The following is an 11,392-nucleotide window of genomic DNA, read 5'->3' on the forward strand; positions in this document are numbered from 1 at the left end:
CATACCATCCCTCCTTTCCTGTAGTTTAGCACATTTGTGCTTTTCTTTAAATGATGGAGAGGAAATTGAAATTTTTTGAGGGAGATATTAATCCAAAGAATAAGTCTACAGAAATTATCCCTTCCACAAAGCATGCTATTCCAGTTGGATACAAAAATTTCCTTAAGAGAGCTTAAAATTCATCTGTGCTCTTCTCAAATTAAAGCATACATTCGAGTCAATGAAGAACTTATCAAACTTTATTGGGAAAGATGTGGAGCAAAAGCTAGAACAAACAGCCATCAGCCATGCAGGTAGCCCGCTATGGAAAACGGCCGATATTGGCTACATGGCGGGAAGCCAACAGGAGCTAAGACAGAAGAAGGACCGGCTATTCAAAAAAATAGGCTTCTGAAAGACTAGAGGCGTTCTAAGAAAGTCTTTGAAGAGAGAAGAGCTGCTCGCCAATATATTCATGAAATAAAGAATTCTATTGAGAATCGGTAAATTTATCTGCAGAGGCTAGAATGAGTGCTTGTTTATCTAAAGATGATATCTTCCTGAGTTTTAAGGTAAATAAGAAGTCAGTCAGGTTTAATATCTCGTTCTCTCGGCCTTTAAAATTTTCAAAGAGCCTGTGCTTTCTGTGTTTGGCATCACAAGGTTTTGCAAGAGCAAGTGTTTTAGCCACTTTGAGAGATTTTCTTAGGTCTTTTCCTCTCTTTTCTTGCTGCTTAAATTCTTTTTTGGATTAGCTACTAGAGGAAATTTTGAGCATTTATTTCAGTCCGAGCTTATCAATAAAGTCATGAAAATCTTTGCAACAAATTAAACCCTTTCCTTTATCGGCTTCCTTAAAAGCTTTTAAATTTTCATGGTAGGGCTCATCAAGCAAATGCTCCCTAAGGCAGCTGAGAACGGGATCTTTAAGAGTGAAGCCTATAAAAGCTGTCATTGCTTTAAGTCTCTTATGCTCCTCAAAAGCCATATCTATTGCCATCTTTACCGGATCGTGATGCTGCGCTGCCTATCATAATTTGTGTCTCTCTATAAGCTAATAAATTGTTAGTTGCTATTATCAATTTAACTATGTTAGAGTTTTTATTTAACTTATAATAATAGGTAAAATAATGCCAGCGTTTAAAGTTGTTAATAATATACATGAAATTGCACTTAATCATAGGTGGGTTCCGGCAACAAAATTTAATAGCAAGGACAGAGTTGTTGATGAGAAAGGTGATAAAGTAAGTTCTGACTATAAGGGGCGTCGATATCGGATCATTGAAAAAAGAGAACGTACGTTCTCTACCTTTGAACGTATGAGAAGAGGCTTGATGGGAATCCTGGAAGTTGTTAGCACTTTATGTCTAGCTCTCTTCTCAAAGTCAGTAAGAAACCTCTTTACAAAGTCAAAAGAAAATATGCGCTTTGCTGTTTTGGAAGAACAGACTAGATTTAAGCTTGAGGAGGGAAGAGTCATTTATCTAGAGCCCAAGCTTCTTTTTGAGGGAACTAAAATTTCTGAAGACCAAGAATTAAATATTGCGGTTGTAAGAAGGGATGGAAAGCAAAAGTTGATTCCAGTTACAAATGCAAAGTTTGGCAGAGAATATAAGATATATGAAGGTTCAGTACGTGAAGCACTTTTAAAGATAGCCCAGCAAGAACCACACTATTGCTTTAGTTTTGATCGACATTATGGCTCACCTATTGGCCATTTCTTGAAACATGCAAATAATTCAACCCTTACTGAGGAAGAATTCTTTAAATTTATTTTGGAAAAAGATGAGGCTGGAACGCCTAGAATTTGTACTTTAAATTCTGCTTCCACCTTAGAAGCTTTAGATATCATTAAAGAGAAAAATCTTCCAATAAATTTAAATGATAAAACCTCAGAAGGGAAAACTTTATTCACTTTATGGGCTGGAAAAGGTAATGCAGACATTACCAGGTTAATGCTTGAGTTAGATCCATCGGTAATTGACCAGGCTCAAGGACAAATAAACTCGGCATTTGTTGAAGCTGCTTTAAATGGTTCTAAAGAAGAAGCTGATCTTTTATTAGATGCTATGGGAAAGAAAGGTATTATCTTATCCCCCGAAGAAGTATGGATCCGAAGAGCCTTTCAAAATGACTCTTCGTTTTCAGAAGAAGAATTTATTAACCTTGAGGAAGAATTAAAAATAAAAGTATTTTTTGTAGCGAATGCGTTTGCCAATGAAGATATCGTAAAAAAACTAAAACCTCTAGGAATGGATACAGTACCGTTATTTTGGCCAGGTCCTAGCATTCTGGCTAATAATATGGATATAATTACGACAAAGAATATAGTGGAAGGTTTTCTCAAGGGCTTGAGAAAAGGCGGCCTGTTGCTTACGGCGGAGGAATTTAATAAGTTAGATAAAAGCAAATATATTAGCAAAATAGATCAAATTGGACGCATTCAAGGAAAAAATTTCATAGAGAATCTCGTCCAAGAAAATGGTTTAAAATATATTAAAGTTCCTAAAAAAATTGCTGTGATTAATGAGGGAGTCAAAAGTATTTCATTCAGCGTAGCTAGCAGTTTGGAGCTTATACCCCAAGAAGATCAATTAACGATCTATGCTGAACGCGTTAAACCTGTTAGCCGAAAGCTATCCTTGGAGGAAGCGATTGAGTTTATGATCATTTTGGAAAAAACAGGTTATAATGACTTTTTCGGACGGAATTTCTTTTTTGCGGAAGATGGCATTTATTTTATTGATACTGAATATAAAGACTTTGTTCCAACGAGACCTCAATGGGGGTCTATTAAAACTATAAAAAACTTAGTTGATCCTAAAGATGCAGAAGAGTTTTTAGCTGAGTATGAAAAACGTAAAGAGGCTTATGATAAGGAGAAAGAATCGCGTGAAGCTCAACAGAAAAAATACCGTGCAGCTTTTGAAAACCCCTATACAAGGTTAACCACAGGGTATGCAGGACATGGATTTGCTTTCCAATTATGCTCTTTAGCATAAGCTAACACTAGCTAGCTTAGCTTTTCTTAGGCTAGCTTGGTTTTTAACTTCAATCCTCTTGTAGTGTGCAAAATATAGCAGTAAGCTAACGGTGCAGGAGTTTGCTTACTGCTATATTTAAAAACCTTACATTTCAGCAGCTTTTTCCTCGTAAATGCCTTATGCATCTTGTGCATAACGGTTGGATGGTATTTGGTTAGTAAGGCGGACTCCCGACCTCATCACCCGTTGGTCCCTGGTTCAAGTCCAGGTTGTCCTATTTTTTAACTCCCTTGGAATAAGTTGTAATACTTTTGTCATCTCTACCGCTCATGGTATTATGTCAAAATTTAGGAAATCTTCTAGTCAATCTGCGGACAGGAAGAATAGCAACTTACGACTACTACCCATAAAAGGCTTCTTTAAAACTTGATGTCAAGAAACAAGCTATATGTTTGCTGCATAGAGAATCCAAACGCCAGTTACAATGCTCTTAAAAAGACCGCTAGGGCGCTAACCATGTGCTGTAATACCCATCAGTTGCGCATTCATTTAGGATAGTAGAACAGATAGGTTCATGAATAGAATTTTGCCTACCAAATAGTTACAATAATCTTTTCGCCATTTCGATATAAAATCCTACGCGTGTGAGTAAAAAATAATAAGAAGATTGTAACATAAAGCATTTTCTATTCATGATAAAATCAATCAAATTAGGTAAGCGGTCACGGGAGGTAGGACTACTTAAGCTCCTGATAATAAAGAGATAATGTAAATCATAAAGTGCAATAAATAGAAAAAACAGCTATTTGCAAGCATTTTTGGCTTTGCAGATGCCCTCAGAATCACCTCTAAAGCTGGGCCTACCCCGTGACCGCTTACCAAATTAGCATTTCTTCTTTTGATAGATAGGCTGAAGAGGGAGTAGATTCAGGATGTAATGACATTCCTATTTCTTACATTATAAGCTCTATAGCCAGTTAAAATAAGATCAGGAATTAATAATAAAAATCCTAAACTCAATAACTCTACACATCCGCGAACTATGTGATTATATTTATTGGGCAACTCATCTTTTGTAGCTTTCATGGCCTTTGAAATACGCCCTACTCCAATTAGAGTTCCGATTAAAGGAATATATCCTAATGCTTTTACAATATTGGCGGTTTTCCATGCGCCTTTAGCTGCATTGGTAATTGATTCATCCCTTATCTTTTGGTGTTCAGGATCATCAAAGTAAGGTGTTTCTTGTAGGTCTGGTATCACGGCATTCAGCTTTGCCATTTGTAAATTTAATGTTTTCTGGCTAGTTTTTTGAGCGATTTCTTTATAACAAGTTTCAGCATTGCATGCAAAAGTTTCAAATCCAAAAGCGGGTACGCTTGTAAAGTACATAATTACCTCTTCTACAAAATTAATAATCAAAATAAAAGCTATCATGTTATTACATTTTTTATCAATATTAATATTATCATTTATTAAAAACTTAAGTTTTTTAGTTCTTTGCAAGGCAGAGTTGCGTAAATGATAAAAAGCGTATGCGATAAGATTGCTCTTTAACACTTAAGGAGCTATAGAATTAGCTTGCAATAACAAAAATATAGGCAGTTACGGGCAAAAAACTTAACTACTGCATCCGTAACTGCTCCGACTATAATAAAGCTTTAGTGCAAAGAGGGAGCATAACTTTATGGTTTTCGAATGAAGGCATTAAAGGATGGAGGGAAAATAAAAATACAGGGAAGAAGAGGCTCGCCCAAGAACTTACTCTAATGACGCTATCCTATGCGTATTGATGATTAAAGCGGTTTATCATTTGTCCCTTCTAAGCTGTTCAAAAGATTTCTCTTGTTGTTGATTGCTTTGCTGGCTTTCAACGCTACCTATTCCTTGTTATACCCGCATCTGCAAGCGCGCTAAAGAGCTTGGACAGGAGCTTATTAAAAAGCTAAGCCTTAAAGCGTCTAACAGGCAGAGCCTTTGATTCCTCTGGAGTAAACGTTTAGGGTGAGGGAGAGTAGCAAGTGCGTCAGCATGGCAAAGCCAAACAAAGAATTTGGAGAAAGATTCACTTAAGTATTTGCCCAGACTCGCATGAGATTTTGTTAAGTAAGGTGACAAAGAGTAATCAAGCCGATGATTGAATAGCGAGCCAGATGATCTTTTAGCTACCAAAGAGCATAAAAACCGCTTATGGAGATGGTGCTTATGGTAGGCAAGTTTTCTACCAATCATCTTATATCCACGGTATAGATCCTTTAGTGCCTCCAAGAAGAGGAGGAAGACTAAGCCAAGAGACAGACAAACTCTGGATGAAAAAAGAAATGATGTTATAAAAAATCATTCAAGGCTTTGGAGGAGATGAGAAGGCCAGGCAGCTTTGAAAGAAGCCTTGCGGCTATCGCAGAAGATCGCTTGCCGAAACGGCGATGTATCGCTTTAAAAGAAGCTTGGGAGGAGACTTTCTCTCTAGGAAATTAGCCAATCAACAAGCAGAATTATATGCCAAATTCTTGATTATGAATAAGATGACAAAACCTGGAATGCCTAAAGGGCAATGGGTGCTAACTTAGTTGATAGGCCTAGATAAGGCTATGCCTTAAATAGACGAGCTATTAGATCATTTACGCAACAAGGTCTCTTTGCAACTAAGAATGATGGATGGTACAATATACTTTCTATAATAACCCATAAAGTATGAAAAAAGCTTTGTAGGATTTTACCTTTAGTCTCTTCTTATATTAAGCATAGAGGTTGAATAGAAGCGGAGAATACGTTGGTTCATCATTCCCTTAGCCTTATTCCTTTAAGCCTAGGTTGCCTCACTTTTTTTAATCTTATGCTATCGCTGAAGGAAAGGCGCTCTATAGGGTCCCCACTGTTCTAAGCTGAAGCCTACTAAAATGCCATTTTGCTATAGATCTTTAATAATCTAATAGCTTTAGCCATAGAGGGAGGTCGGAAGGGCCCAAATTTCTCGATTTTTTCGGTAAGACGCAAAAAACGAAATGATGAAAAGGGGCTACAAGCATGGCTTCATCCTTTCTCGGCATTTTTTCCTCGCTCAATTACTAGTTTTATTTGGCGATAGAAAAAGGCAAGGTGTACTCTCAATAAGTGCTATCTACAGATTTTTAAAAGAATGTAAACAGATAAGCCTGCCTGAAAAGGGGGCTATTCATTTAAATTAAAATTTCTTATCAAATGACTTTTAAGGGAAGTCATTTGACTTAAAGCTTTAAGAGTCATTGCGTGAGAATCCTAGAATTATGCTTGAATGAAAAATTGCTGACTATTGACTATAACCAATTTAAATAAATGGCCTTTTTCCAAAAGGGCCTGAATAATTTGACGCACCCAAATTTTCTTCACATCTTCTTTATTTAAAGTAAATTTCTCTGTAGGGAGTCTTAAGAGATTATACTGTTGGAGAGGAGGATGGCTGGTATTTAGGAAAACATATCTTTTTCCTCTTAAAGAGGCTTGTTCGGGTGTATCTTGAATAAGCTTATTAATTTGGGATATCACATCTTCTACAGCCTTTTTCAAAGTCAATGTCTGTTCTTTCGATTTTATTTTACCTTTTTTAACTGTAAGAAAGGTAGCTTGTCCCTCTTCAGTTAAATCTAAACCTAATGAATTTATATCAACTTGAATAGGTTCTCTACCTGTCTTTATGCCATTTTGTTCATAGAAGTGTCGTAATTTATTCTCAAATTCAAGTTCATCAAGCCTTTGGTTTTTGAGAGTCTGTGCTTCTTCGGATGTAAGAGCACCACTCTGCTTGTATGCTTCATCAATAATGGCATCTATCTGGCTTTCTGTTGTTGCGCATTTTATTAATCCTCGGCTTCTATTATCCCCTTTAAAGCCATCAACCACATTTTTCATATATTCAACATCTATAAGGCCCACACGTCTTGGCCCATCATAATCTGCAGCTTCGTTTAAAAGTGGAATATTTCGCCAAGAGATATCATTAAAACCCGTTTTTGCAATGAATATGGCCAGTTGTCGGATTGTCTCATTGAGCTCTTTTGAGTAAGTATAATAAAGATGTTCTTGCGAGCTTTCATCCGCATTTACATCCAGGCTTTCTTCTGCAATAAATACATACTTATTATCTTGTACATTAACCGTAAACTTTTTTGCCTGCGGGATGACAAGAAGCCCTAGTTCATGGGCAAGGCATACTTCTTTGGCTTTAATCATATTCTTAAAACGCCGATCCATTTGACCATTGAACATTATAGGAAGCTTGCCTTTACCATCTACGCCCCATGCTGAGCAGGTGATTTTAAATACTAGCTGGGGGCTTTCTCTTAATTTGAATACTAAATTATTGCTAGTAGATAACCACTCGATCTCATTATCGTCTTTCCGAAATAAAATTTTTGGCATAAGGTGTTGAATTTTTGAAATTGTGTGCTCAGAGATATTTATGCCTTTTTCCAATTTCTTCTTAGGATTGATCAACCGAAAATGGTGGGTGGAGCGCAGTATAGCTTTGGCGATTAGCATCAACAAGGGAATAACAATAGTAAAATAAGAGGCAACTTTTCCCACTCTCGCTAATAATGATGAATTTCCCCTTAACAATATTGTTCTTACTGTTCCGTTCTTAGTTTTGCCTTGAATTACTTGAGCCTTCTTTCCACTAAAATAAAAATAATTGTCAACTTTTTCTAGTATTGACTGGGTACGCGTCTTGGCTTTCTGCCCATATTCAATGGCTGTAAAAAATCCAACATTATTGGGCATTTTATTGTCCTCTTTGAAAGCATAAATAATTAATTAGTTTAATAGGAAATTATATATATATTTCCAACATATAGCAATATAAATCTATAAATAGAAGAAAATCATAGATGATCCTACTATACTAAAAAACGTTCAAAGGTATATCTCTCTCTTTCAACCTTAAGGAAAAATGAGGAAATATGTCCTATCTAAAGGGCTAGATAGAGAGATGGATTTCAAAAAATCATCTAAAAGTGATTAAGAAAAATATATGGCCAACAAAATAGTAATTCAAACAAAACGCCTTATTCTACGTTCTTGGATAGAAAATGATTTAGAGCCTTTTGCTCAACTCAATGCCGATGAGCGTGTGATGAAATATTTTCCTTATAGGCTAAACAAGGAAGAAAGCGATCAAATGGCAAAGCGTATGCAAGCTAAGATTGAGACAGAAGGTTGGGGATGCTGGGCTGTTTCTCGCCTAGATACCCAGAAGTTTATTGGTTTTATAGGTCTGAATACAGTGGATAAACCTACTTTTCCTCTTCATTTTGCTCCATGTACAGAAGTAGGATGGAGATTAGCTTATGAGTCTTGGGGCAGGGGATACGCTACAGAAGGCGCAGAGGCATGCCTTAAATATGCTTTTGAAATATTAAAGCTTGCAGAGATTGTTTCATTTACTGCTGCTCAAAATTGTCGTTCTATGGCCGTGATGAAAAAAATTGGAATGCATTATCATCCAGCTGAAGACTTCAATCATCCCAGGATTTCAGAAGGCCACTGGCTAAGAAGACATGTCTTATATCGATTAAAGGCAAGCGAATGGCAAAAAATGATAATAGGTAAGAAAGATAAATAGTCAAAGAAGAGAGGGTGTAGAGATTAACAGCGCTTTTTTCAATTTATTTCATTTTTACTGAGTTAACTCCTGTCGAAACGAGTGTACAATTTTTCTAGGATTTTCTTAGCTGCATCTATGTCTAAAATGCAGGAGGCTATTTATTTGTACAACCGAACTTTTCTTGCTTTGTGTATTTGCCTGCTCCTAGGCACTGTTTGCAAGAAATGTTGGCTATTCCTCATCTTCTGACTAAGCTTATTGATTGTTTTCTTTTATATAAAAATGCTGATTTGGTTTTGCTTAAAGTTTGCCTCTAGCTTCTTCAAACGGCGGATATAGCTATAGAAAAATTCTTTCCGAAGAGCACTTTTTTCTTAAGTAGTTCTCAAAAGAATCTAAGGAAGGTACTAGCGCTTCTCTTTATTTAAAATCTAATAACATATGTTTGGTAGAGAATACTTCTAGGTCTAACCAGCTATCTTAAAACCGCTTGTTAAAGCTGATTTGTCTATTTCCTTGCCAACCTATAGTCTTTTGTAAATAGAGAGCAATTTTTGAGGATTATTTAAGACTCAATTTTATTCTTAAGCTTTAATCTAAGCGAAGAGGAAAGCAAAAAGTACCTTAAGATCACGGGAGATCAAGCAAAAAAATATGTTCGCCCTTATAAAAAAAATGGTGAATTTATAATAGCAAATATATAAGTTGATTTACGAGCTTAAACCTTAACCTAAGGAGAGAATATGAAAACATTAGACATTGTTACAGCAATTTTACTAGCAGTTGGAGGTCTTAATTGGGGTTTAGTAGGGTTATTCGACTTTAATTTGGTTGAGTTTATCTTTGGTCAATTCCCTGCAATAGCAAGATTAATTTATGCTCTTGTGGGAGGAGCTGCTGTCTATCAGCTTTTTCAATGGAAAACACTAAAGCAATGTTGTAAATAGAGTTTTTTAAGAACAGAAAAAGAAATATATTAAATTGACTAGGGGTTTCCAACCCTCTATTATAAAATTTAATAGAGTAGCAAGAATTTTTACAGCTTCAATTAACGTATCCCTGCAAGATATGTGGGGATACGTTAGGGTCGCTGAGGTAAGGGGAATATAAAGAATTTTTCCTTAAGCAAAAAGTAATAAGTTTGCCTCATCTTTGTTAAAATGCAAAGCCAACATTCTAAAATTTTTAGTTAAAAGATAAAAGAGAAATTAACATTATTGCGGTAAATAGAAGGTTCTTTTGCCTGTCTACAAATAAATTTAAAATGATAGGCCTTTGAGCAGCTCTTCATGCAAACATATACTTAATAAAGGGTATGTTTATAAAGGAAGAGCTGGCAATAAGGATTAATGCACTTTTAATCTACCTAAACAGAGATTATTTAGACCGTATAATTAAAAAGCTAGCTTTTGGCATTATTTGATCAATCGTTGAGGAAAGATTTTAAAGCCTGGGAATTGTTAGATAGCTGATAGTGCTAGCTAAAGCAGCTCCTGCTAACACATCGTGAGGCCAATGAACTTTTATGAGCACGCGGCCGATTGCTACTCCTATAGTGGCAAGATAAGAAAACGCAACAGCTGGAGAGAGGATCGAATGGCCATATCTTATGACCAAAAAGGCAGGGCCTAAAAAAGCTGCAGCTGTGTTGCCCGAGGGAAAAGAGCGACTGCTTCCCGTCGGTCGTTTTTCAGGAACGATTCTTTTTAAAATTTCCAAACAAATCTGGGTAATGAGGGTGGAAAGAGCAAGCCATCCAAAACCTTTGTAATCTTTTTTGAAGAGAGCATAGCCGCCTGAAATGACAGGAAGGGCTACCTGGCCGATATCGGTATAAGCTGCAATCCATGAACGTTGGCAGGGAGTAATAGTTGGAAGGTAAGAACTAATCATAGTGGGTTGAACTCCATTTGTTGACTTAAAGTAGCCTACATTTGAATAAACATCCAACTAAAAATTCCTTCAGCTAAAGATGGCTAGAAAATTTTTTTAACTTCCAGCGTGGCTAAGGTAGCGTGTAAGAAATTTCATAACCCACATTCCGCAGGTTAAAACAATGGTCGGATAATTTTTTTTATTATTTTGAAAAATTGACTTAAGCTTTTTTTAAGAAAAAACTAGTCTTGTTCCTCTCAAAGCAAAGAAAGAGAGGATATAAACGATGGAAGAGTATAGTAGCAAAGATCTTGACCACTTAGGGATTGTTTCTGCCATGTGTGACGAAATCAATTTAGTGAGCATGATAGATCAGCTAATTCCCCCCCGATCCCCGAGCTATTATGACAACAGGAGAATGTATCAAATTAATGGTCATCAATGAGTTAGGTTTTACTTCGCGTCCCTTATATTTAGAAGCACAACTTTATGCAAGTAAACCTGTGGAACGATTATTAGGAAGAGCGTGTAAATCTGAAAATATATCTGATGATCGTTTAGGTAGAGATTTAGATCGCTGCTACGAATATGGATGTGATGCTATCTTTTCAGCCATTGCCTTGCAAGCTTGCTCAAAATTTAATGTTAATAAAAAATTTCAGCATTTAGATACGACAAGTATGTCTGTTCAGGGGCAATATTTCTCGGAGGAGCAAGTTCCTATTATTACGTTTGGACATTCAAAAGACTATCGACCTGATCTTAAACAATTTATGATTTCTTTAATCTGCAGCCAAGATGGAGATGTTCCTTTATTAGCCCAAGCGCTTGCAGGTAATACCTCGGATAAAAGCCATTTTAGGAAAACTTTAAAAGAGCTTAAATCCCAAATTAAAGATAGATCCAAACCTCATTATTTCGTTGTCGATAGTGCTATGTATACCGCTGGCACACTAAAAGATCCGATGCTATG

At 36.3% G+C, this 11,392-nt stretch carries 9 protein-coding genes; 6 read left to right on the forward strand and 3 right to left on the reverse strand.

The window, feature by feature from the left end; all coding sequences use genetic code 11:
- The first annotated feature begins 220 nt into the window (after positions 1–220).
- Entirely contained in the window at positions 221–394 is a 174-nt protein-coding gene (locus DB41_RS11550) for a hypothetical protein (protein WP_155117526.1), read from the forward strand.
- 715 nt (positions 395–1,109) lie between these two features.
- Positions 1,110–2,981 carry a hypothetical protein gene (locus DB41_RS01215; RefSeq protein WP_039383470.1) on the forward strand — a complete coding sequence of 624 codons (1,872 nt, stop codon included), beginning with the start codon at positions 1,110–1,112 and terminating at the stop codon, positions 2,979–2,981.
- A gap of 909 nt (positions 2,982–3,890) precedes the next feature.
- On the opposite strand, the gene DB41_RS01220 is transcribed toward DB41_RS01215, so the two are convergent.
- Together DB41_RS01220 and DB41_RS01230 are read right to left on the reverse strand one after the other, a co-directional pair.
- Positions 3,891–4,469, reverse strand: coding sequence for a hypothetical protein (locus DB41_RS01220; RefSeq protein WP_155117527.1), 579 nt, complete (start codon positions 4,467–4,469; stop codon positions 3,891–3,893).
- A 1,758-nt stretch (positions 4,470–6,227) separates the two neighbouring features.
- Positions 6,228–7,721 (reverse strand): DUF648 domain-containing protein, encoded by a 1,494-nt coding sequence (locus DB41_RS01230; RefSeq protein WP_052243772.1) that lies wholly within the window; start codon positions 7,719–7,721, stop codon positions 6,228–6,230.
- Between the two features lie 250 nt (positions 7,722–7,971).
- On the opposite strand from DB41_RS01230, the gene DB41_RS01235 reads away from it, so the two are divergent.
- Positions 7,972–8,562, forward strand: a complete 591-nt coding sequence (locus DB41_RS01235; protein ID WP_039383476.1) for a GNAT family N-acetyltransferase — start codon at positions 7,972–7,974, stop codon at positions 8,560–8,562.
- Positions 8,563–9,287: 725 nt separating this feature from the next.
- Complete coding sequence (locus tag DB41_RS01240; RefSeq protein ID WP_039383478.1) at positions 9,288–9,491, forward strand: DUF378 domain-containing protein; 204 nt, start codon at positions 9,288–9,290, stop codon at positions 9,489–9,491.
- Between the two features lie 496 nt (positions 9,492–9,987).
- On the opposite strand, the gene DB41_RS01245 is transcribed toward DB41_RS01240, so the two are convergent.
- The gene (locus DB41_RS01245) at positions 9,988–10,437 is read right to left on the reverse strand and encodes a phosphatase PAP2 family protein (RefSeq protein ID WP_039383481.1); all 450 of its coding nucleotides are present in this window, start codon (positions 10,435–10,437) and stop codon (positions 9,988–9,990) included.
- Between the two features lie 268 nt (positions 10,438–10,705).
- On the opposite strand from DB41_RS01245, the gene DB41_RS12475 reads away from it, so the two are divergent.
- A complete protein-coding gene (locus DB41_RS12475; RefSeq protein WP_080502345.1) occupies positions 10,706–10,864 on the forward strand; it encodes a DUF4277 domain-containing protein in 159 nt (52 codons plus the stop codon).
- Positions 10,851–11,392: IS1634 family transposase (locus DB41_RS01255; protein WP_039383483.1), on the forward strand; the 542-nt coding region annotated here is incomplete at its 3' end. The genes DB41_RS12475 and DB41_RS01255, both read left to right, overlap by 14 nt.

This window comes from Neochlamydia sp. TUME1 (assembly GCF_000813645.1).
Lineage (GTDB): Bacteria > Chlamydiota > Chlamydiia > Chlamydiales > Parachlamydiaceae > Neochlamydia.

What these genes read in the sequence shown, in the direction of transcription:
- DB41_RS11550 (WP_155117526.1), top strand. Translation starts at nt 221, where the DNA reads ATGAAGAACTTATCAAACTTTATTGGGAAAGATGTGGAGCAAAAGCTA.
- DB41_RS01215 (WP_039383470.1), top strand. Translation starts at nt 1,110, where the DNA reads ATGCCAGCGTTTAAAGTTGTTAATAATATACATGAAATTGCACTTAAT.
- DB41_RS01230 (WP_052243772.1), bottom strand. Translation starts at nt 7,721, where the DNA reads ATGCCCAATAATGTTGGATTTTTTACAGCCATTGAATATGGGCAGAAA.
- DB41_RS01235 (WP_039383476.1), top strand. Translation starts at nt 7,972, where the DNA reads ATGGCCAACAAAATAGTAATTCAAACAAAACGCCTTATTCTACGTTCT.
- DB41_RS01240 (WP_039383478.1), top strand. Translation starts at nt 9,288, where the DNA reads ATGAAAACATTAGACATTGTTACAGCAATTTTACTAGCAGTTGGAGGT.
- DB41_RS01245 (WP_039383481.1), bottom strand. Translation starts at nt 10,437, where the DNA reads ATGATTAGTTCTTACCTTCCAACTATTACTCCCTGCCAACGTTCATGG.
- DB41_RS12475 (WP_080502345.1), top strand. Translation starts at nt 10,706, where the DNA reads ATGGAAGAGTATAGTAGCAAAGATCTTGACCACTTAGGGATTGTTTCT.